The 20,984-nt window shown below is 63.6% G+C and carries 17 protein-coding genes and 2 pseudogenes; 5 read left to right on the plus strand and 14 right to left on the minus strand.

What is annotated here, in order from left to right:
- Positions 1-294 precede the first annotated feature (294 nt).
- Positions 295-438 carry a hypothetical protein gene (locus tag ACOJB8_RS13285; protein WP_342946133.1) on the plus strand — a complete coding sequence of 48 codons (144 nt, stop codon included), beginning with the start codon at positions 295-297 and terminating at the stop codon, positions 436-438.
- 565 nt (positions 439-1,003) lie between these two features.
- Here the strand turns inward: ACOJB8_RS13285 and ACOJB8_RS13290 are convergent.
- Both ACOJB8_RS13290 and bktB read right to left on the minus strand, forming a co-directional pair.
- Positions 1,004-1,855 (minus strand): 3-hydroxybutyryl-CoA dehydrogenase, encoded by an 852-nt coding sequence (locus ACOJB8_RS13290; protein ID WP_342946132.1) that lies wholly within the window; start codon positions 1,853-1,855, stop codon positions 1,004-1,006.
- Positions 1,856-1,889: 34 nt separating this feature from the next.
- The gene (bktB, locus tag ACOJB8_RS13295) at positions 1,890-3,077 is read right to left on the minus strand and encodes a beta-ketothiolase BktB (RefSeq protein WP_475012840.1); all 1,188 of its coding nucleotides are present in this window, start codon (positions 3,075-3,077) and stop codon (positions 1,890-1,892) included.
- Positions 3,078-3,393: 316 nt separating this feature from the next.
- On the opposite strand from bktB, the gene ACOJB8_RS13300 reads away from it, so the two are divergent.
- A complete protein-coding gene (locus ACOJB8_RS13300; protein ID WP_342946130.1) occupies positions 3,394-3,996 on the plus strand; it encodes a phosphatase PAP2 family protein in 603 nt (200 codons plus the stop codon).
- Here the strand turns inward: ACOJB8_RS13300 and ACOJB8_RS13305 are convergent.
- The gene (locus ACOJB8_RS13305) at positions 3,985-4,368 is read right to left on the minus strand and encodes a carbonic anhydrase (protein WP_475012841.1); all 384 of its coding nucleotides are present in this window, start codon (positions 4,366-4,368) and stop codon (positions 3,985-3,987) included. The two genes, ACOJB8_RS13300 and ACOJB8_RS13305, sit on opposite strands and share 12 nt — an antisense overlap.
- A gap of 118 nt (positions 4,369-4,486) precedes the next feature.
- Here ACOJB8_RS13305 and ACOJB8_RS13310 point away from each other — a divergent pair, with 118 nt between their 5' ends.
- Positions 4,487-6,193, plus strand: coding sequence for a phage integrase family protein (locus ACOJB8_RS13310; protein WP_475012842.1), 1,707 nt, complete (start codon positions 4,487-4,489; stop codon positions 6,191-6,193).
- Between the two features lie 36 nt (positions 6,194-6,229).
- Here ACOJB8_RS13310 and ACOJB8_RS13315 read toward each other — a convergent pair.
- Positions 6,230-6,862, minus strand: a pseudogene (locus ACOJB8_RS13315) (LysR substrate-binding domain-containing protein); the annotation flags it as partial.
- A gap of 5 nt (positions 6,863-6,867) precedes the next feature.
- On the opposite strand from ACOJB8_RS13315, the pseudogene ACOJB8_RS13320 reads away from it, so the two are divergent.
- Positions 6,868-6,942 (plus strand): annotated as a pseudogene (locus ACOJB8_RS13320) (nuclear transport factor 2 family protein); the annotation flags it as partial.
- 85 nt (positions 6,943-7,027) lie between these two features.
- Here ACOJB8_RS13320 and ACOJB8_RS13325 read toward each other — a convergent pair.
- The 3 genes from ACOJB8_RS13325 to bfr form a co-directional block, all read right to left on the minus strand.
- Entirely contained in the window at positions 7,028-8,779 is a 1,752-nt protein-coding gene (locus ACOJB8_RS13325) for a thiamine pyrophosphate-binding protein (protein ID WP_475012844.1), read from the minus strand.
- Positions 8,780-9,113: 334 nt separating this feature from the next.
- A complete protein-coding gene (locus tag ACOJB8_RS13330) occupies positions 9,114-10,859 on the minus strand; it encodes a methyl-accepting chemotaxis protein (RefSeq protein ID WP_368728902.1) in 1,746 nt (581 codons plus the stop codon).
- A 793-nt stretch (positions 10,860-11,652) separates the two neighbouring features.
- Positions 11,653-12,129 carry a bacterioferritin gene (gene bfr / locus ACOJB8_RS13335; protein ID WP_406953507.1) on the minus strand — a complete coding sequence of 159 codons (477 nt, stop codon included), beginning with the start codon at positions 12,127-12,129 and terminating at the stop codon, positions 11,653-11,655.
- A gap of 259 nt (positions 12,130-12,388) precedes the next feature.
- On the opposite strand from bfr, the gene chrA reads away from it, so the two are divergent.
- Positions 12,389-13,624, plus strand: coding sequence for a chromate efflux transporter (gene chrA, locus ACOJB8_RS13340; RefSeq protein WP_069261906.1), 1,236 nt, complete (start codon positions 12,389-12,391; stop codon positions 13,622-13,624).
- Positions 13,625-13,634: 10 nt separating this feature from the next.
- On the opposite strand, the gene ACOJB8_RS13345 is transcribed toward chrA, so the two are convergent.
- From ACOJB8_RS13345 to mtnA, 7 genes are all read right to left on the minus strand, one after another.
- Complete coding sequence (locus tag ACOJB8_RS13345; RefSeq protein WP_475012846.1) at positions 13,635-14,255, minus strand: DAK2 domain-containing protein; 621 nt, start codon at positions 14,253-14,255, stop codon at positions 13,635-13,637.
- Positions 14,252-15,280: a dihydroxyacetone kinase subunit DhaK gene (locus tag ACOJB8_RS13350; RefSeq protein ID WP_475012848.1), complete on the minus strand. Its 1,029-nt coding sequence runs from the start codon at positions 15,278-15,280 to the stop codon at positions 14,252-14,254. The genes ACOJB8_RS13345 and ACOJB8_RS13350 overlap by 4 nt, the downstream gene beginning before the upstream one ends.
- 58 nt (positions 15,281-15,338) lie before the next feature.
- On the minus strand, positions 15,339-16,343 hold the full coding sequence (locus ACOJB8_RS13355; RefSeq protein WP_069261908.1) for an ABC transporter permease: 1,005 nt from the start codon (positions 16,341-16,343) through the stop codon (positions 15,339-15,341).
- On the minus strand, positions 16,340-17,878 hold the full coding sequence (locus tag ACOJB8_RS13360; RefSeq protein ID WP_368617999.1) for a sugar ABC transporter ATP-binding protein: 1,539 nt from the start codon (positions 17,876-17,878) through the stop codon (positions 16,340-16,342). Before ACOJB8_RS13360 ends, ACOJB8_RS13355 begins: the two co-directional genes overlap by 4 nt.
- An 82-nt stretch (positions 17,879-17,960) precedes the next feature.
- Positions 17,961-19,076, minus strand: a complete 1,116-nt coding sequence (locus tag ACOJB8_RS13365; protein ID WP_475012851.1) for a sugar ABC transporter substrate-binding protein — start codon at positions 19,074-19,076, stop codon at positions 17,961-17,963.
- 124 nt (positions 19,077-19,200) lie between these two features.
- Positions 19,201-19,836, minus strand: coding sequence for a class II aldolase/adducin family protein (locus tag ACOJB8_RS13370; RefSeq protein WP_342946120.1), 636 nt, complete (start codon positions 19,834-19,836; stop codon positions 19,201-19,203).
- A gap of 71 nt (positions 19,837-19,907) precedes the next feature.
- The gene (mtnA, locus tag ACOJB8_RS13375; protein ID WP_368684224.1) at positions 19,908-20,984 is read right to left on the minus strand and encodes an S-methyl-5-thioribose-1-phosphate isomerase; all 1,077 of its coding nucleotides are present in this window, start codon (positions 20,982-20,984) and stop codon (positions 19,908-19,910) included.

Below are 20,984 nucleotides of genomic sequence, written 5' to 3' on the forward strand. Positions count from 1 at the left end.
AGCCGCGCGCAAAGGCCGTTCTGGCCCATATCGATCGTTTGCAGGCGATCCGCGCACTCGACTTGCCGCCGGACATCGGCCGCAACGTCCATCAGACCGGCTACTGCGTCTGGCGCGTGAAGGCGGACAGACCGCCGTCTATCAGATTGAGGAATATGAAACCGACCGGCGTCACGCCACCTTGATTGCGATCCTGCTCGACACGACCGCGACACTGACGGATGAAATTCTGAACCTCCACGATCGACTGATCGGCTCGTTCTTCACCAAAGCCAAGCACAAGTACGAGAAGCGTTGGCGGCCGAGGGCAACGCGGTCAATGACAAGGTGCGTCTCTACGCGAAGGTCGGCGCAGCATTGATCGCAGCGAAAGACGCGGGCGACGATCCGTTCCTGGCCCAGCCCTACGGCAGCAGCGCGAAATCGACGAAAGCCTGATCTCGCACGTCGCCCCGCTCGGCTGGAAGCCCATCGACCCGACCGGCGACTATGTATGGCATGCCAATAAGCGCGTCGCCAAAGGGCGATTCCGACCGCTGCGCGTCAGGAAATCGACCGGGGCGTCTTAACGTACAAAAAAGTACGTTTCTTGAGGGCACCCCGAATCGCGGCATCGAGGTGCGCCGGGCCGAACGCGTGCCGGGCACGAAGAAGCCACGCGAGTTCACGCAGGGGACATGGAAGCGGTGATCGTGAAGCTGGTGCAGCCCTCAAAACCAGAGTCAAAACCTGGCCGGCGGCGTGCCAGGGCCCGCTGAATGGACGTAAGCGCCCTGCTGCTTCAGACGCTATCCTTCAACACTAAGTGGAGATCGAACCCGGGAAAGACAGAAGCAAATCTCTCTAAAACCGGACATTTCTATTGAGCCGGAGATCGGACATCTGTATCTGGCCGGGACATTATAATGTTCGCAAACGACAAAACTCCTTGCATCCCATCCCATCTCACCGATCACCTTCAACGACCGCGGGCTTACCGCCCGCGGACCTCCGCCCAATCTTTCTAGCCGTAACGATAGACCCCGCGCCCAGTCTTCCGACCCAGACGTCCTGCGGCCACCAGTTCACGAAGCAGCGGGCACGCGCGGTATTTCGAATCGCCAAAGTCCTTGTAAAAGACGTCCATAACCGAAAGCACCACATCGAGTCCAACGAGATCGGCAAGCGCCAGCGGCCCGATCGGCTGATTCGCTCCGAGACGCATGCCGGTATCGATATCCTCGGCTGGCGCGACGCCTTCCGCGAGCAGGAAGAAAGCCTCGTTGATCATCGGCACCAGAATGCGGTTGACCACGAAGCCCGGCGAATTGCGCACGCTGATCGGCGACTTGCCGAGCCGCACCGTCAACTCGTGGACCGCCTCCGCTGCGGCGCTACCGGTTTCGAGGCCCCGGATGATCTCGACGAGCGGCATCAACGGCACCGGATTGAAGAAGTGCATGCCGACAAGGCGCGACGGGTCGGCAAGCGCAGCGCCAAGCGTGGTGATCGAGATTGAAGACGTATTGGAAGCGAGAATGGCGTCGGGACGCGCGACCGCTTCAATCTGCTTCAAGATGCGCAGCTTCAGATCGAGGTTTTCGGTGGCGGCTTCGATGATCAGCCCCGCAGCACCGAGGCGCTGATAATCGGTGCACGTCTCGATGCGGGCAAGCGCGGCCTCGCTCGCCGCCGCGTCCAGCTTGTCTTTCGCGATGAGCCGATCGAGGCTTCCCTTCAGCGCGGTAAGACCTTTGTCGAGCGCGGCTTCGCTGACGTCGACCACAATCACGCGCACGCCAGCGAGCGCGGCGACCTGCGCGATGCCGGAACCCATCGTCCCGGCGCCCACGATTCCCAATGTTTCGATTTGCATGGCTTTATTTGGCGCGCCCGAAGGCGCACTCAACTCACTGGACGTTTTCGAAAATGGCTGCGATCCCCTGCCCGCCGCCAATGCACATCGTGACGAGCGCGTAGCGGCCACCAATGCGCTTGAGTTCGTGCAGCGCCTTCACGGCGATCAGTGCGCCGGTCGCGCCAATGGGATGGCCGAGCGAAATACCCGAGCCATTGGGGTTCACCTTTTCCGGGTCCAGACCCAGCTCCTGCGTGACCGCGCATGCCTGGGCGGCAAAGGCCTCGTTCGATTCGATCACATCGAGGTCCGCGACGGACAGCCCCGCGCGCTGCAACGCAAGACGCGTAGCCGGCACCGGCCCGATGCCCATGTAAAGCGGATCGACGCCCGCATGTGCATATGCCACGAGTTTTGCCATCGGCGCGAGGCCGCGCGCCTCGGCCGCTTCGCGCGACATCAGCAGCATGGCTGCGCCTGCGTCGTTGATGCCGGAGGCGTTGCCCGCCGTGACCGTACCGTTCTCCTTCGCGAATACGGGCTTGAGCTTCGCGAAGTCGTCGATCGTGGCGTCGTGGCGCAAATGTTCGTCGGTGTCGAAGACGGTCTCGCGCCCTTTCACCGTGCGCTTGACCGGCACGATCTGGCTGGCGAAGCGGCCCTCGGCGATCGCTCGCGCTGCGCGGCGATGCGACTCGAGCGCAAGATTGTCCTGTTGCTCGCGCGTGATGCCGTAACGGCCCGCGACATTCTCGGCGGTCACGCCCATCGGCACGGTGTGAAAAGGATCATTGAGCGCGCCCAGCATCATGTCGATGAGGCGTGCGTCGCCCATACGTGCGCCGAAGCGCGCCTCGGTCGTGATGTACGGCGCGCGGCTCATGTTCTCGGCGCCAGCGCCGATCGCCACGTCAGCATCGCCGAGCAGAATGGTCTGCGCGGCGGAAACGATCGCCTGCAGGCCGGAACCACACAGCCGGTTGACGTTGAACGCGGGCGTCGATTCGGGAATGCCGGCATTGATCGCGGCGACGCGAGACAGGTAGAAATCCCGCGGCTCGGTGGCGATCACGTTGCCGAACACCACATGCCCCACGTCCTTTGCCTCGACGCGGCTTCGTGCGAGCAGTTCGCGCACGACGATTGAACCGAGTTCGGTTGGCGGCACATCTTTCAGGCTGCCGCCGAATTTGCCGATCGCGGTCCGCACACCGCCCATCACCACGACTTCCCTATTCATATAGATTCCTCAGTTATCTGCCTGCCGCCTGTGAAGCGCCGACGCAGCCTGTTTCTACCTCTGGTCCCGACCTGTTCAGGAAGTACCCAAGGCACGCCGTGGCAATCCTAGCGCCAACCGGCGCCTGACAGACTGATCAAACCGGCCGACATACTGACAAAACTGGCCATGTCATGCCGTCCACGGCGGCCGGACCGTGGAACGCGGTCGCCCCTGTTAAGGTTTTGTTAAGGGGCCGATGCGTAGAATCGCCTTTGACAACCGGAACCCCCTTCAAGTGTTAACGCAAGAACGGGCGTGAAAACAGAGGGCCCCCATGGACGCAGTCGAAACACTGAACCGAACGTTTTTTATCGCACTCAATGCCACACCCGCGACGCCGCATTGGCTCATTACCGCGGGCACGCTGATCGCGGACTATGCGATCCTGCTGGTCCCGGCCATGCTGGTGGCGCTATGGCTGACAGGCTCGGACGAACGCCGCGCGTTGGCGGTGCGCGCCTGCTTTGCCGGCTTGCTGGCTCTCGGCATCAACCAGTTGATCGGTCTGGCGTGGTATCACCCCCGTCCTTTCGTCAGCGCAACGGGCTATACGTTTCTCGCCCATGCGCCCGATTCTTCGTTTCCTAGCGATCATGTGACGCTGCTTTGCGCAGTCTCGTTCACCTTCCTGTACGGCGGGAGGCGGGGAATCGGCTTGCTTGCCTTGTTCGTCGATATCGCCGTTGCCTGGGCTCGCATCTTCGTCGGCGTGCACTGGCCATTCGACATGATCGGCGCGGCGATCGTCGCGTGGCTGGCCTGCATGATTGGTAGCCCGTTCTGGCGCCTCGCGGGCGTGGCTGCGACCGGCGCGTTGATCGCGCTTTACAGGAAGGTTCTCGCTGTACCGATTGGCTTGCGATGGTTACGGCCGTAGTGAGCCCACCATCTTCGCGTTTCCTTTGTTTTCCAGATCGGAGAGAATCGGACTCCCGCGGTGGATGGCGGCTATCGCACCTTGAATATTCGATCGCGCGACAGCAATTCCCATATCCAGAATGATCTCGGCCGGCGCGCGCGAGTCGATACAACTGAGGACGATTGCTGCAGGATACTGGCCGCTGGCGCTCGCCCTCTTCTGCGCGAGGCAGTCCTGCTTTTTCATTTTGCCGGTACGAAACCGCTCGTTGCCGGCTTTCATCATTTCGATAATCCGACCGGGAGTCAGCGCATTGCGCTGCGATTCGGACAATGCCGCCGCCCGGATATCGCCCGCCGTGAACGGCGGGCCGGCAACGAGCGTCGCCACACTTATGCCGGCCTGGCCAGCGTGAAAGAAACGTGAAGATGGTCAGACAGACCATATACAACTAGAAAGATAATCCTTCTTATCACTAGAGGCTCATTTCTACGCTAAACTTCGTCAGATGAAAACGCGTCACACACCCCTTGCCGCACCCGCTTCCACCGAGCCGCCCGGATTCCCCGACGCCGACGAACTCGCCATGCTGCGTGCGTGGTATGCAGGCCTCGCTGTGCGGCCCGCCGTCGAGCGTTATCTCCCCTCGGCGCTCGGCGACGGGAAATCGGCGCGTGGCGTGCTCGGACGCATCCGGCGCAGGCTCGTCGCCCTCGCGCGCGCGGCGCATCGCGACGATCTGGTGGCGCTGTTCGAACATCCCGTAGACGAACGCGAGCGGCACGCCAAGGCTGTCGCGCAGGCAATCGACAGCCTGCGCAACGCCCGCCCGCCCGAACCCCAGATTGCTGACGACATCGCGCAGTGGTTCACGCCGCGCGCCGTGCGGGTGCTGTACGCGCACGGCATCACCACGCTCGCGGACCTCACCGTGCGTATCCCGCGCCGCCGCCAGTGGTGGAAGGCCGTGCCGGGACTCGGTGTGGCGAGCGCCCGCGCGATCGAGGCGTTCTTTGCGGCCTGGCCAGCACTCACGGAAAAGGCGCGCGCGCTCATCGTGGCGAGCCAACGCGGCGACATCGCACCGTGGGAGTCACTCAAACTGCCGCACGAAGTCGACGGCTCCGAAGGCACTTTCCGTGCACCCCGCGCGACCTGCACGCTGGATGCGTCGAACGACTATGAAGCGATCCAGACCTGGCTCGCGCTGCACGAGTCGCCCGCCACGCAGCGTACCTACCGGAAGGAAGCCGAACGGCTGATCCTCTGGGCGATCGTCGAGCGGGGCCGCGCGCTCTCGTCGCTCTCGACCGAAGACGCCATCGCCTACCGCGCGTTCCTGCGCCATCCCTCTCCACGCGGACGCTGGGTCGGCCCCGTGCGGGCACGCACGTCGCCGGACTGGCGGCCGTTCAACGGCAGCCTCTCGGCGCGCTCGGTTGCGCATGCGCTATCGATCCTCGGCGCCCTGTTCCGCTGGCTCATCGAGCAGCGCTACGTGCTCGCCAATCCGTTTTCCGGCGTGAAAGTGCGCGGCGCGAGCGGCGCGCAAGCACTCGATACATCGCACGCATTCAGCGAAGGAGAATGGGCGCTCGTGCGCACGATCGCAGACGGCCTCGAGTGGTCGTACGGCTGGTCAGCGCCGGCGGCTCAGCGGCTGCGCTTCCTGCTCGATTTCGGCTACGCGACCGGCCTGCGCGCGAGCGAACTGGTTGGAGCCACGCTCGGCCACGTCGAAACAGATGCACGCGGCGATCACTGGCTGCGCGTGACGGGCAAGGGAAACAAGCTTGCGCGCGTCGCCTTGCCGCCGCTCGCGTGGGAGGCGCTCGCGCACTATCTGGCCGAACGTGACCTGCCGGTCGTGTCCGTGCGCTGGAATCCGGCGACGCCGGTCATCGGCAGTCTCGAGGCCGACAGCGACGCCGCGATCAGCAGCGTGCGTTTGTGGGGGGTGCTGCGGCGCTTCTTCCTGCTGGCCGCCAGAGCCATCGAGGCCGATCATGCGCCGCTCGCGGAAAAGCTGCGCCGCGCGAGTCCGCACTGGATGCGCCACACGCACGCCACCCACGCGCTCGGGCGCGGCGCCGAACTCACCACGGTGCGCGACAACCTGCGGCATGCTTCCGTTTCGACGACCTCGATCTATCTGCACAGCGACGAGGTCAAGCGCGCGCGGCAAATCGCGGACGCATTTGGCAAAGCGAAATGAATCCACGTCAGCCGAAGTTAGCGACCTGACAGCCGCTTATTGGGCCGGCTTAGTCGGGTCTTCCTGCGCGAGCCGGGTCAAGACGTCGGCGAGTGCGCGAATCCTGGCCTGTGCGGCGCGTTGCGAGGGATAGACGAGGAAATAGCCCAGTCCATTTTGCACAACCTCGCTGAACGGCATAACGAGTGCCCCCGCCTCAAGGCGCTCCTTCGCCATGCGAGGGTCGCCGATTGCGACGCCATGCCCCTGTGCCGCGGCGGTGAGCGTTAATTCGAGGGTATCGAACACGAGCCCGCCATCGGCGTCGCTCTGGGGCGCGCCAACATGATCGAACCAGCATCGCCACTCTCCATGACCGTGTCCCGGATGAAGCAATTTGACTCTGGTGAGATCCGCTGCGGATTTCAGCGATGCGGCCAGCTCGCTCGTGCACATCGGCGTCAAGCGCTCTTCAAACAACGGTATCGCGTCCATCCCCGCCCAATGTCCGGCTCCACGCACGACCACGGCGTCGACATCGGGCGTAGTGAAGTCCGGCGTATCGTCCGCCGATGTATAGATGCGCAACTCTGTGCGGGGCAGCGCGAGATTGATCGCCGACAGCCGCGGCAGCAACCAGCGAATCGCAAACGTGGACGGTAACCGCAAGGTGAGAACCGCCGCGGATTGAGTGCGGTCGCATCGAGCAGATGATCATCGTCTACGACACGCATCCCATACGCAACACGGTAGGCGACAAATACGCGTAGCAGCGGCGGAAGCTCTGCCGCGCGATGCAATAGTTGGATGATGCGCCGATGGCCGACTCGTTGTTGTTCGCCCCGTTGAAGTTGTTCAGGAACAGGCCCCCGCTTCCGAATAGTACCGGTTCGGCGCGGGAAAGACCCCTGTCATGACTTCAATCAGGAACGGGCCGTCATATCGACTTGCTTCACCAAGAACATCGTCCAGCTCGTCGATTCCGCTAACCACGCGTGCCGCCACACCAAACGACGATGCAAACGCGGTCCAGCTATGACGGGGCAGTCTGGTGAACTGCTCGGAAATCAGACCTCCCCTCATCGCATCGATGTGAATTGCACCGTGCGCAGAGTTGTTCAGGACGACGTAGATCACTTTGACGCCGTAGCGAGCTGCCGTCTGAATCTCCGTTCCGTGCATCATCATGCATCCGTCGCCTGTGACTACGACGCAAGGGCGTTCGGGGGACGCAAGCTTGACGCCAATTCCGGCTGCAATAGCCCAGCCCATCGGCGCGAGAGCGTTGGACGAAAAGTAGTTGCCCATACCCGACGACAGCCAGTAGTGGGCCATGAATATACGATGGGCACCGGAGTCCACCACGACGTTGCTGTTGCTGGGCAACAGTTTGCACAGGCGCTTGATGACGGCGCCAGGATAAAGCGATTCATTACCGCTGGAGGTCTGCTGCGCGGAAAAATCCTCGAATTGCCCGTCGTACAGGGGAGTCTGGCTGACCCCGGCGATCCATGCCCTCCTTCTTTCGAGCACTTTCTGGAAATCGTCGTTGGCGCCCGTGTTGATCCGGGCAAGCAACCGGAAGCTAGCCCCGATTCCCGAGAAAATGCTGCGCTGGGCAATGTGCCCCATCGGCGGCTGATCAAAGCCATCATCGAAGACAAGCAGATCCTTCCCCTCGGTCAGCTTCCTGCTCCAGTTCATGCTGTCGCGCTGGTTCAGATCGCTGCCAAATACAACGAGCGCGTCAAGCTCGTCCGAATTGATCACACGTGCGGCGCGCGAATGGCTTGAGAACCCGTAGATGCCCAGCGCGAGTTCGTGTCCCTCGGGAAAGGCACCCTTGCCTGCCAGCGTCGTCGCGACCGGAACGTGAAATTTCTCGGCAACCTCAAGAAGCGCCCTTGCAGTTTCCGCGTCATTCCCGCGACTACCAATCAGAAACGCGACTTTCTTCGACTGGAGCAGATAGAGGCGGCACAGGGCATCCAGCGCGGTACGGTCAGGGGGCGCTTCACCCAGATTGAACTCGTGCTGGGCGTAGGGTCGCCGTGCTACCTGCGGACCGGGAGGGACGTCCTGCTTTTGAACGTCAACAGGGATACTGATGAATGACCGCGCCCGACGCATCCAGTTCAGCCCGTCCGTCGCACGACGTAGCTCCGCCTGAACATTATCCTTGTTCTTCAGTTCGACCACGTCCGTCATCAGACCTCTGACCACGCCACTTTCATAGATGCCGCCTGATGTCGCATCCTGGAACGCCCCTTTACCCTCCGCTGTCGACGAAATCGCTCCCGCAATATAGAGCATCGGAATCCGGTCTGCCTGCGCGGCTGCCATGCCGGGCACGAAGTTCATGGTACCGGGACCGGAAATTCCTGCGCAAACGCCGAATTTGCGGCTAGCGCGCGCATAGCCATCGGCCATGAAAGCGCTGCCCGTCTCATGAGCGCCAACGATGCCGCGAATGGATGGTGAATCATCAATCGCAGCCAGAAGCGGGTAAATCAGCTTTCCGGGGACCAGAAACACGTGGTCTATTCCCGCGGACTCGAGCGACTTCACAACTACCTTCGATACGTTGGGGGAAGCGGAAGATCCCATGGTCTTTGATTGCGATCCGGACAGAAGTCAACATTCGGATCCTGCCGCTCTCCATCCCGGGGTAATGCACGGCTTTGCGGATTTGAAATGCACCGAAGCCGGCGACAACCGATGCCTGGAGACAGCAAGATGGCCTTTGACACACTGCACATGGTGCTGCAGTCGTGTCTCGCGCTACTTCAACGGGCCCGCTCGTAACGCGGCCCGCGTGTCTCCATCCGGGAGTTCCTCGTCGCCGGCTGCGGCAACATACGGCGAGCGTCATCGTGGCTCTTCGTCCACTCGACCTGCCTGCGCTCTGTTCTGAATCGCCGCCCAAACCTCGCAGCCCGGTTCAGAATGTCTGCCAGTCCGATGTGCCGGCAGCGGTGGCAGCCAGAACCTTACTCCCGCCCCCGGACGGCTCAGCCACCACGGCGACCTTTCTCGTTGTTGCCGGAGAGGACGTGAGGCGGTTCCGGGAGACGGTTTGCGAGGCCTTCTGCAGCTTCGTCGCCGGAGATGAAGTCGTTCCGTTGCCATTGAACCTGAAAAAGGCCACCGCTTTGCGTAGGCTCTCCGCCTGCTGCGCCATCGTCTGCGCGGCTGCCGAAGCCTCTTCCACGAGCGCGGCGTTCTGCTGCGTGACCTGGTCCATCTGGTTGACCGCCTGATTCACCTGCTCGATACCGGTGCTTTGCTCGCTCGATGCCGACGAGATTTCGCCGACGACGTCCGTCACGCGCTTCACCGATTGCACGACTTCCTTGATTGCGCCGCCTGCTTCTTCGACGAGCCTCGAGCCTGCTTCCACCCGGTGAACAGAGTCGGAAATCAGTTCCTTGATTTCCTTCGCGGCAGTCGCACTGCGCTGCGCGAGCGTGCGAACCTCGCCCGCTACGACGGCGAAGCCGCGCCCCTGCTCTCCAGCGCGCGCCGCCTCGACTGCTGCATTCAGTGCGAGGATGTTGGTCTGAAAGGCGATGCCCTCGATGACACCGATAATCTCGGACATTCGCGTCGAACTCGTCGAGATGTCGCGCATCGTCTCGACGACGCGACCAACGATCTCGCCGCCGCGCTGCGCCACACCCGAGGCTGTACCCGCGAGCGTGGCAGCCTGCGTTGCATTGTCCGTGTTGTGGCGGACCGCCGCGGTCAGTTGCTCCATGCTCGACGCGGTTTCTTCGAGCGACGCGGCCTGTTCTTCGGTGCGGCTCGACAGCTCGAGATTGCCTTGTGCGATCTGCGCGCTCGCAGTCGCGACACCTTCAGCGTTTTCGCGCACCTCCGACACGACCCGCATCAGGGCCTCGCACATGGACTTCAGCGATGCCATGAGGCTGTTTGTGTCGCCGGCGCGCAGGTCGATGCTCACGTTCAGGTCACCCGCGGCCACGCTTCTGGCCACGGCGGCGGCGGTTGCAGGCTCGGTACCCAGTTGCCGGGTGACGCTACGCATCATCCAGATGCCGATACCGAGGCCGATCGAGACGGACATCGCCACGAGGACAAGCATCAGATTGCGGCCTTCGCCGTACACGGCGTCGTTGGATTCCGCCGTCCTTTGCGCGTCGCCCTGTTTCAGGGTAACCAGATTGCCCATCAGGACGAGCGTCCTGAAACCCTTGTTGTGGTACTCACCCAGCATGTATTCAGTCAAGCCATCCCGGTCCTGTAACGCGGCAGAATTGATCTTGCCTTTCATTTCGTTGAAGGCCTGGATGTAGTCCTGCCAGCCCTGATCAAGCTCGCCGAAGGTCGCCTTCCCCTTGTCGGTATAGACGAGCGGTTCTGCCTGATTCAGGTGATCACGCGCCTGGGCCAGTGCCTTGTCGGCCTGGTCCAGCGAGCCAGCCCGCTGCTCGGCCGTTGTGGCCAGAACCGCATTGCGCAGATAAGTTCCGACTCGCAGTACGTCCGCGTTAGCCTGCTGGATCAGGTTCAGTCCAACAAGATCCTCTCGATACGTCTTGTCTGCATTTGCGCTGATTTGCGCCATGTTGCGCAGACCAATCCCGCTAACCGCAGCGCTGATCGCCGAAACGAGGATGAAAGCGCTGATCAGTTTGGTGCCGAGCTTCATGTTGCTGAAATTCATGATTCACTTTGGTGAGAATGAAAGAACCAGAATGCTTAAGCGAGTTCGTGCCCAGCTCGACGCGGTATCAACGTCGAAAAGTCCGGCAACGGTGTTTCGACTCAACGAACAAGCGCAAACGCCTGGCGTCCGTGACGCCTGACACCGGTGCACCGCCACACGAACACCGGAAGCAGCACGGGACATATCTGGGTTATCGGCGGCATTATTTATTTCTTCATACAAATCGTTCATCTGCCGGCGAGATTTTTATTACATTGCTGCACGGTCCTTACGGGCGCGTCCTGGGAGTCCGAAAACGTTTCCAGCAACACAGCTGTCATAGACTTGCCATCGATTTCATTACACAAATCTTTCATTATTGCCCGATGTAATTGCCGAAACATTTATCCTTAAGACGTTTTCCAGGGTTTGGGTATTGACGCTGCACGCGCCATTCTTCTTGCCGTCCGGCTGCCGGCATTCCAGGTGCTCGTTTCTCCAGGAGAACTCTCGCGGCGTGCGGGGTCGGTGGCAGCAGCGAGTCGACAACGTCCACCTCGACGGCCACTCCTTCGAGCATCGGCGGCACCGTAGCAGTGGCGACGCGCTAGCAGGTGCGAACGTCACGCTGATCGATTCGACGGGCAAGAGCGTCACGGCAACGAGCGACGCAGGTGGCAACGACTCGATGCCCTCACGAAGTACAACGACTAAACGTTGTCGACCACTGGTTTCCTGAAGCAGAGGTGCGTGGGTGCCCCGCAAGCGGCATCCACGCTTTTTCCCGGCATGCTCCACGCCGGATCGCGTATCAGCTGACCGAGCCCATCGCCGATTGCTGATAGTTTTCCAGGCCGATCTTGTCGATCAACCCGAGCTGGATTTCCAGCCAGTCGATGTGATCCTCGGTGTCGTCCAGGATCTCGACGAAAATTTCCCTTGAGACAAAGTCCCGAACGGATTCGCAGTAAGCAATGGCTTCCTTGCACTGTGCCTGCGCAGTGCGTTCGAGCTTGAGATCGCCCTCGAGCACTTCGCGAACGTCCTCGCCGATCAGAAGTTTGCCAAGGTCCTGCAGATTGGGCAGGCCATCGAGCATGAGTATCCGCTCGATCAGTTTGTCCGCGTGCTTCATCTCCTCGATCGACTCGTCGTATTCGTGTTTGCCGAGTCCTGCGAGACCCCAGTGTCCGTAAAGTCGTGCGTGCAAAAAGTACTGATTGATCGCCGTCAGCTCGTTCTTCAGTTCCGCATTGAGATATTCGATGACTTTCGGATCTGCTTGCATGACTCCCTCCGGGGCGCTGTGTCGGCACAATTACAACGAGCATAGACAGTTGACGCGCGCAGCGCACGAACGAGAGCATCGACGAGAAGAATTCAGCGTTTTACCGGCTCGATTTACGCAGAGGAATGACGCTTTAAACCGTGTTGTTTGCGAACCACCGGATCAACGCTGTGAAAGTCCCGGCCTGCGATCGTGCCAGCGGATCGGGTATGATCGCCGCAAAATCGATCTATGTTTGTATTCGTTACGACTGAGTTCCATGGAAACAGATATGTCGACGTCAGAGCCGGACCGTGCAGGCTCCGCGCTTGAAGTCCTGCGAGTCTTTCTGAAGCTGGGCCTGACGTCCTTTGGCGGTCCCATCGCCCATATCGGCTACTTCCGTCGCGAGTTCGTCGAGCGGCGTCGCTGGCTCGACGACGCAACCTTCACGGATCTGCTCGGTCTCTGCCAGTTTCTCCCCGGTCCCGCCAGTAGTCAGACCGGATTTTCGATCGGTCTGCTGCGCGCCGGCTGGCGAGGCGGCCTGGCAGCCTGGTGCGGCTTCACGTTGCCATCCGTTGCACTCCTGATCGCCTTTGCCATCGTCGCGCCTGAACTCGGCGGCCCCGTGGGGAACGGGCTGATTCACGGACTGAAACTCGTCGCCGTTGCCGTCGTCGCGCAAGCCGTATGGGACATGGCGCGCCGCCTGTGCCCCGACCACCGCCGCGCCGGCATCGCACTCATTGCGGTCGTGCTTCTCGCTGTCATGACGACGGCGTATGCACAGTTGATCGTCATCGTGCTGGGCGCCGCGCTCGGTATCGTGCTGTGCCGGTCCACGACTGCGGGAACCATCGCCGGCACGCGTCAGCATACGCAGCAGTTCCGCGTGTCGCGTACCGCCGGTCTGGTCGCGCTCGTCCTCTTTTGCGCCCTGCTTTTCGGGCTTCCGGCGCTTGCCGCATTCGACACGACGCATACCGTCCGCGTGTTCGACGCCTTCTACCGCTCGGGCGCCCTCGTGTTCGGCGGCGGTCACGTGGTGCTGCCGTTGCTGCAGCGTGAGACCGTGGCGACGGGATGGGTCTCGCCGAACGACTTTCTTGCCGGCTATGGAGCCGCCCAAGCGGTGCCCGGTCCGCTCTTCACGTTCGCGGCTTTCCTTGGATGGATCATGAGCGGCCCATCCAGTCATGCGCTGGGCGCCTTCGTGGCACTAGCAGGCATCTTTTTACCAGGCCTGCTTCTCGTGCTCGCCGCGCTGCCTTATTGGCAAGCGCTTCGCGCCCATCCCTCCATGGCGGCCATGCTGGCGGGCGTGAATGCAGCCGTGGTCGGGCTGCTCGCCATGGCGCTCTATTCGCCGGTGTGGACGAGCGCCGTCCAGTCACGGATCGACTTTGCGGTCGCGGTCATCGGTTTCTTTTTGCTCACGCGCTGGAAGGTGCCGCCGCTCGTTGTCGTCGTGTTTTTGGCGGCGGCCGGCGTGGCCGAGATGCTTGTTCGTTGAGTGGCGAAGCTCACCCTCGCCAGGCTTGAAGAAACCTGAGCCAGGCCGTTGCGCCGGGATCGGCGTGACCGATACTGCGTTCCTGCACCCACGCCGCGCGTCCCTTCTTCGACTGCAACGCGGCCGTGGCGAGCACCTGTCGCTCCGCCGTGTCGATCATCGCGTCGAGGAGCGTGCGCTCGTCGGCGCCCAATTCGAACGCTTCGAGCGTATCGAGACTCGGCACGAGTGCATCGAGCACCGTCTTGTCGCCGAGCTGCGACTTGCCCCGCTCGGCTATGCGCTCGGCCACCGCGCGACCCATCGCGAGCGCTTCGGCCCGGCCCGCTGCATGGCTGCCCGTCACGGTCTTCGCCGCAGCGAGCAGCCCGCCGCCCACGAGCGCGCCGAACGTCGAAGGGTTCGCCGTCGAAAACGCCTTGCCCGTGGCGATCAGCACGTCGCCCAGCGCAGCGTCGGGCGGCAGCTTCGCAATGGCATCGGCAGCCGCGTGCGAGCCCGCCTTCACGGTGACGCCCAGGTCGCCGTCGCCGAGCGCGGCGTCGAGTTCGCGCAGTTCCTCCGCGCTGGCGGGCATCGCGTTCAACGCATCGATGAGCCGCGCCCGGACTTCGCTGACCGAGAGACTCATCGCGCACCTCCCTCGTCCACGCCCCAGCCTTCGCGCCAGAACGGCGAGCGTACCGGCGCATCGAGCAGCGTGTCGAGTTCCTCGTCGAGTTGCATCACGGAGATCGAGGCGCCCGCCATTTCGAGGCTCGTCACGTACTCGCCTACATAAGCACGCGCCACGCGCAGCCCGGCGGCGGCAACGGCCTGCGCGGCGCGCCGGTACAGCAGATACAGTTCTTCGAGCGGCGTCGCGCCGAGCCCGTTGACGAGCAGCGCCACGCTCGCCCCCGCCTTGGCCTGCAAGTCGCCGATTATCGCGCCCGCAAGCCGTTCGGCGATGGCATCCGCGCTCTCCAGTTTGCCGCGGTGCGTGCCCGGCTCGCCATGAATGCCGATGCCGATCTCCATTTCGCCATCGGGCAGCGTGAACGTGGGCTTGCCTGCCGCCGGCAGGATCGTCGGCGAAAGGCCCACGCCCATCGTGCGCGTCGCGCCGTTCGCCTTCGTGGCAATGCGCGCGACTTCGTCGAGCGTGTCGCCGCGTTCGGCCGCCGCGCCCGCGCACTTGAAGCCGAACACCATGCCCGCTACGCCGCGGCGATCAGAAGCCCGCTCGGGCGGCGCGGAAGCGACATCGTCGGCAACGAGCACGGTGCGCGTCTCGATGCCGTCCGCGTCGGCCAGGTCCGCGGCGAGATCGAAGTTGAGGACGTCGCCGCCGTAGTTGCCGTACAGGTAGAGCACGCCCGCGCCGCCGTGCACCGCCTTGGTGGCCTCGTAGATCTGCTCCGACGATGGCGACGAAAACACGTTGCCCACTGCCACGCCGCTCGCGAGCCCCTTGCCCACGTAGCCGAGAAAGCCCGGCAGGTGCCCGGAGCCGCCGCCCGTCACGATGCCGACCTTGCCCGCGTTCGGCGCGTCGGCACGCACGAGCGCGCGGCGGTCGGCCGTGACCGGCTTGAGCCAGCCCGGATGGGCGAGCAGCAAGGCGTCGATCATCTCGTCGACAAATTGATCAGGATGATTAATGATCTTTTTCACGTGTCGCGTCTCCAGTAATGGGTGGCGTTCGCACCACCGCTCACGTTGACTTCTCCGTTCAAAGCTTGCGCCGTTGGCTCAGCGCGTCGAGCAAGACGGCCGCGAGAATCACGCCGCCCTGGATGAACTGCGTCCAGAACGGATTGACGCCGAGCAGCGAGAGCCCGACATTGATCACGCCGATCAGCACCACGCCAATGAACGTGCCGACGATCGAGCCGCGCCCGCCCGCGAGCGAGGTGCCGCCGATCACGACGCCTGCGATCACCTGCAGCTCGAGCCCGTTGGCCGCCGACGGCAACGCCGAATTGAGCCGCCCCGCGAGGACGATGCCCGCGATGGCAGCGGTCACGCCCGCTAACATGTAGGTAAGAAAGATCACGCGGCTCACCGGAATGCCCGCGAGCCGCGCCGCTTCCTTGTTGCCCCCCACCGCGAACACCTGGTGGCCGAATTCGGTCTTGCGCAGCAACACGTGGCCAATGACGAATACGGCCAGCATCACGAGCATCGGCGCGGGCAAGCCCGCAAACGTCTTCGCGCCGAATGCGGTAAACACGGTGGGAAAGTCGAATTTCGTGCGCCCATCCGAAATCGCGAGCGTAAGGCCGCGCCCCATTGCCATCATCGCGAGCGTGACGATGAACGGCACGAGCCGCAGCCACGCAATGCCAAAGCCGTTGAGCGCGCCCACCGCCGCGCCGGTGACGAGCGCGATCACGAGCCCTGCTACGCCGAGCCCGACCGCGTCCGGGCTCGCGCCGGCCATGACAGTCGCGGCCACCATGCCGCTCAGCGCGACGAGCGAGCCCACGGAAAGGTCGATGCCCGAGGTGATGATCACAAACGTGCCGCCCACTGCCGCGATGCCGACCACGGACACCTGCACCATGATGTTGGTGAGCGTGCTCGTGGTGAGAAATTCGGGCGACGCCAGCGAGAGCGCGATACAGATCAGCACGAGCGCCGCAATGAGCGGCCCCAGGCCGCTGCGCAACTGGCGCAGCACGCGCTGTTGCAGGGTTGGTGTTTCTTCACGCGGTCGAACCGTGGTGGACGTCATGCTGCAACTCCGGTGGTAGCCCATTGAATGATCGTCTCCGAGCTCGCGTGCTCACGCGCGACTTCGCCGACGATGCTGCCGCGATACATCACGAGCACGCGGTCCGACATGCCGAGCAGTTCGGGCAGTTCGGAGCTCACGAGCACGACGGCCGCGCCCGCGCGCGCCATCGCGACGATATGTGCATAGATCTCGGTCTTCGCGCCGACGTCGATGCCGCGCGTGGGCTCGTCGAGCAGGATCACAGCCGGCGAGGTCGCGCTCGCGCGCCCGAGAATCACCTTCTGCTGATTGCCGCCCGAAAGGTTGCCGGTGAGCGACGTGACCGAAGGCGCGCGCACCGCGAAGCGCTCGACCGCCTCGCGCGCGAGGCGGCGCTTTCTCGCCGCGCTCACGAAGCCGCCGCGCACCAGCGCCCGCAGGCTCGAAAGCGCGACGTTTTCTTCGATGCTCGCGTCGAGCACGAGCCCTTCGAGCTTGCGGTCCTCGGCGGTGTAGACAATGCCCGCGCGCATGCCTTGCGCGGGCGAGCGCAGCGCGAGCCTGCGCCCGCGCAGCCGCAGTTCGCCACGGGTAAGCGGGAGCGCGCCGCAAAGCGTCTTCAAAAGCTCGGTGCGCCCCGCGCCCGCAATGCCACCGATGCCCACGATCTCGCCCGCGCGAACGCTGAAACTCGCGTCGCGCAGCACGGGCTCGCTCGCCACGTTGTGCGCTTCCAGCACGACGTCGCCATAGGGCCGCGCCTCCCACGGATAGAACGAGTCGAGATTGCGCGCGACCATTGCCTGAACGAGCGCCGGTTCGTTCCACTCCGGCATGGGCCGCGCGCCGACCGTCGCGCCGTCGCGCATCACCACGGCCGAATCGGCCAGTTCGAACACTTCTTCGAGATGGTGCGAAATGAAGATGATGCCCATGCCCGCCGCCCGCAGTCGCCGCACGACGGCGTAGAGATGCTCGATGTCGTGATGCTGGAGCGCGGCCGTGGGCTCGTCCATCACGAGTATGCGGGCGTCGCGCGCGAGCGCCTTGGCGACCTCCACGAGTTGGCGCTTGTTGAGCGGCAGATCACCGAGGCGCATGGCGGGTGGCACGCCTTCCAGCCCGACCTGGGACAGCGCCTCGCGCGCCATGGCGTTGGCGCTGCGATGATCGACGAGGCCATAGCGCCGCGGCATGCGGCCAAGAAAGAGGTTTTCGGCCACCGTCATGTCGTTGACGAGCGAAAGCTCCTGATAGATCACGGCCACGCCCGCGTCGATCGCGGCCTGGGTGCCGCGCGCGAGTCGTACGCCGTCGATCTCGATCGTGCCTTCGTCCGGCTCGTAAGCCCCGGAGAGCGTCTTGATGAGCGACGACTTGCCCGCGCCATTCTCGCCGACGATCGCCATCACGTGCCCCGCATGCAGCTCGAGGCTCACGCCTCGCAGCGCCTTCACGCCGGGAAAGCTCTTCACGATGCCGTTCATGCGCAACAGCGGCGACGCGCCCCTCTCGCTGCCTGCGCCGGTGTTCTCCTGCTGCGATACGTCCATTGCCGAACCTGATTCGCGTTTCATCCGTTCATCCCTGGCGCCGGCGCACGCGTCACGCGCGGCCGGCGCTTAAGACCGCCCGTTACTGCTTGACTTCAAGGGCCCACAGACCGTATTGCTTCACGCCGTCCGAATCGATATTCGACTTGTCGATCAGATAGGTCGGCCACGCGTAGTTCCCGGGGACGTCCTTCTTCGCCTCGTAGTCGGTAATGAACGTCATCGCCTTGGCGGACATGCCGATCGGGTTCTGCGAGATCGTCGCGTCCTGCTTGCCCGCACGGATCGCAGACAGCGCCTGCGCCGTGCCGTCCGCGCCGATCACCATGATGTGGCCGGGGTCGCCGAGCGGCTTGTAGCGGCCCGCATTGTCGATGGCTTTTTCCGCGCCCACGGTGTTGTCGTCGTTGGCGCCGAATACCGCGTCGATCTGCGGATACTTCTGCAGAATGCTCGTCATCGCGTTGAGCGACTTCTCCTGGTCGAAGCCACCTTCCTGACGCGCGACGACCTTGATGTCGGGATACTTCGCGATCTCCTCCGAGAAGCCCTTCTCGCGATCGGTCGCCGCCGTCGTGCCGATGAGGCCGATCAGATCGACCACGTTGCCCTTGGGCGAGCCATAACGCTTGCTCAACTGGTCGGCGATCCACTTTGCGCCGGTGGCGCCGAGCGCTACGTTATCCGAAGCAACGAACGAGGTCACCTTGCCGCCGTCCGAGCCGCGGTCGAGCATGAAGACCGGCACGTTCATCGAATTGGCCTTCTCGACCGCCGGGATGATCGCCTTCGAATCGATCGGGTTGAGCACGATCGCCTGCACGCCCTGGCTCAGCAGATTGAGCGTGTCGTTGACCTGCTGCTGCGCGTCGCCGTTCGCGTTCGTTTGCACGAGATCGAAGCCCTGCTTATCCGCGCCGCGCTCCACACCATTCTTCAAGCCGACGAAGAACGCGTTATTGAGCGTGGCGATCGAAAAGCCTACCTTGATCTTCGTGACTGCCGGCGCCGCGGCCGCGGCCTGCGCCGGTGCACTCGCCGCGGCGGCGTCGGACGCAGCCGCGCTGGTCGAAGGCGACTCGCTCTTCGAGCAGCCTGCCAGCATTGCCGCGGCGGCGAACATCGTCACGCCGGCCGTAGCTCCCATGCGCGCGCTGCGCGCCACCCAACTGTCGAACCCTGCTGAACTCCACGCCATCACCGTCTCCTGTCTTTGATCTGCTGGTTTTTGACTGACCTGCGAACCGCCAACCGACTGCGTAATCGTTTGTACCGCGTGTGTTTTGCATTGCAACGACTGCCTGGACGCGCGCAAGCGCGTATTACTTGCGCGGGCCGTAGCCCTTGAACTTCTCGATGACTTCCTCCATTTGCGCATCGGAAAGCAACGGCGGCTCGCCGAGCTGGCAGGCCAGCAGATACTGCTTTGCGAGCACCTCCACTTCGTTCGCCAGCCACAACGCCCGCGCGAGATCGCGCCCGAGCGCGATGACGCCGTGATGCGCGAGCAGGCACGCGAGCCGCTCGTGCAGCGCTTCGAGCGCGTGATCGGAGAGCGCCTGGCTGCCGAAAGTCGCGTACGGCGCGCAGCGAATCGAATTGCCGCCCGCCGCGGCCACCATGTAGTGATGCGCGGGTATGCCGCGGCTGTGAATTGCGAGCGCCGTCGCGGCTTGTGAATGCGTATGGACCACGGCGTTCACGTCGGCGCGCGCGCGCAAGATGTCGCGATGAAAACGCCACTCCGACGACGGGCGTTGCGCTTCGAAGAGCGGATCGTCGTCGCGCACGTCGAGCGGCATCCAGACGATGCGCTCGCGCGTGAGCGCGGCGCTCGGCACGCCGCTCGGGGTAACCAGAAGTCCGTCATGCCAACGCGCGCTCACGTTGCCCGAGGTGCCCTGATTGATGCCGAGACGCTCCATTTCGCGCGCGGTATCGACGATCTGCTGGCGCATTTCGGTTTCCGCCCGCACATCGCGCGCACGTTCCGCCGTTTCGCCCGCACGACGCCCTTCGCTCGCGCCGCTCACGCTGCGGCTCCGTTAGCGAAGAGTGCGGCGAGGCTCTCCTCGAACGGCGCGCGCACGATGCCGCGCTCCGTCACGATGCCGGTCACGAGTGTATGGGGCGTGACATCGAACGCGGGGTTGCGCACCTGAATGCCTTCAGGCGCGGTGCGCTGTCCCGCGAGATGCGTCACTTCCGCCGCTCCGCGCTCCTCGATCACGATGTCCGCGCCGCTGGAGGTGCGCAGATCCAGCGTGGACGAAGGACACGCCACATAAAACGGAATGCCGAAATGCTTCGCCGCGATCGCCACGCCGAGCGTGCCGATCTTGTTCGCGACGTCGCCGTTCGCGGCCACGCGATCCGTGCCGACGATCACGAGATCGATGAGTCCCTGGGCCATCAGGGTCGGCGCCATGCTGTCGGTAATCAGCGTGACGTCGAGCCCCGCCTGCTGCAGTTCGTAAGCGGTGAGCCGCGCGCCTTGCAGGAGCGGCCGCGTCTCGTCTGCGTAGACGCGAAACGCGACGCCGTCGCGGTGCGCGCAATAGAGGGGCGCAGTCGCCGTGCCGATACCCGCCGTGGCCAGTGCACCGGCATTGCAGTGCGTGAGCACGCCGCTGCCGGGTGCGATGAGCGCACGTCCGGCTTCGCCGATCCGCGCGCACAATTCGATATCTTCTTGATGAATGCGCTTAGCCTCGGCAACGAGCGCTTCATAAAGCGCGGCGCCCGTCGCACTGGACTCGGCGCGTGCGCGCGAGAGCATCCGCTCCAGCGCCCAGCGCAAATTCACAGCAGTGGGCCGCGCGCTGTCCAGAAACGCGGCGTGCGCTTCGAGACGCGCGAGGAACGTATCGCGCGGATCGGTTGGCTCGTGCCGCATCGCCACACACAGGCCATAGGCGGCCGCCACACCGATCGCAGGCGCGCCGCGAACGCGCAGCTCGTGTATCGCGCGCCAGACCGCCTCGACACTGCCCACGGCTTCGACCACACATTCGCGCGGCAAACGCGTCTGGTCGAGCAGATAAAGGGTGCCGTCGCGCCACTCGATGGTGGGCGGAAGACTTGATTGTTGCGCCTGCAACGTCAT

The sequence above is a fragment of the Paraburkholderia sp. BR10141 genome (assembly GCF_056155635.1).

Excerpts from the sequence above, each read along its gene's own strand:
- mtnA (WP_368684224.1), bottom strand. The coding sequence starts at position 20,984 with ATGACGTTGCAGGCGCAACAATCAAGTCTTCCGCCCACCATCGAGTGG.
- bfr (WP_406953507.1), bottom strand. The coding sequence starts at position 12,129 with ATGCAAGCAGATCCGAAAGTCATCGAATATCTCAATGCGGAACTGAAG.
- ACOJB8_RS13300 (WP_342946130.1), top strand. The coding sequence starts at position 3,394 with ATGGACGCAGTCGAAACACTGAACCGAACGTTTTTTATCGCACTCAAT.
- ACOJB8_RS13365 (WP_475012851.1), bottom strand. The coding sequence starts at position 19,076 with ATGGCGTGGAGTTCAGCAGGGTTCGACAGTTGGGTGGCGCGCAGCGCG.
- chrA (WP_069261906.1), top strand. The coding sequence starts at position 12,389 with ATGGAAACAGATATGTCGACGTCAGAGCCGGACCGTGCAGGCTCCGCG.
- ACOJB8_RS13360 (WP_368617999.1), bottom strand. The coding sequence starts at position 17,878 with ATGGACGTATCGCAGCAGGAGAACACCGGCGCAGGCAGCGAGAGGGGC.
- ACOJB8_RS13355 (WP_069261908.1), bottom strand. The coding sequence starts at position 16,343 with ATGACGTCCACCACGGTTCGACCGCGTGAAGAAACACCAACCCTGCAA.
- ACOJB8_RS13370 (WP_342946120.1), bottom strand. The coding sequence starts at position 19,836 with ATGCGCCAGCAGATCGTCGATACCGCGCGCGAAATGGAGCGTCTCGGC.
- bktB (WP_475012840.1), bottom strand. The coding sequence starts at position 3,077 with ATGAATAGGGAAGTCGTGGTGATGGGCGGTGTGCGGACCGCGATCGGC.
- ACOJB8_RS13290 (WP_342946132.1), bottom strand. The coding sequence starts at position 1,855 with ATGCAAATCGAAACATTGGGAATCGTGGGCGCCGGGACGATGGGTTCC.
- ACOJB8_RS13330 (WP_368728902.1), bottom strand. The coding sequence starts at position 10,859 with ATGAATTTCAGCAACATGAAGCTCGGCACCAAACTGATCAGCGCTTTC.
- ACOJB8_RS13345 (WP_475012846.1), bottom strand. The coding sequence starts at position 14,255 with ATGAGTCTCTCGGTCAGCGAAGTCCGGGCGCGGCTCATCGATGCGTTG.
- ACOJB8_RS13310 (WP_475012842.1), top strand. The coding sequence starts at position 4,487 with ATGAAAACGCGTCACACACCCCTTGCCGCACCCGCTTCCACCGAGCCG.
- ACOJB8_RS13325 (WP_475012844.1), bottom strand. The coding sequence starts at position 8,779 with ATGGGATCTTCCGCTTCCCCCAACGTATCGAAGGTAGTTGTGAAGTCG.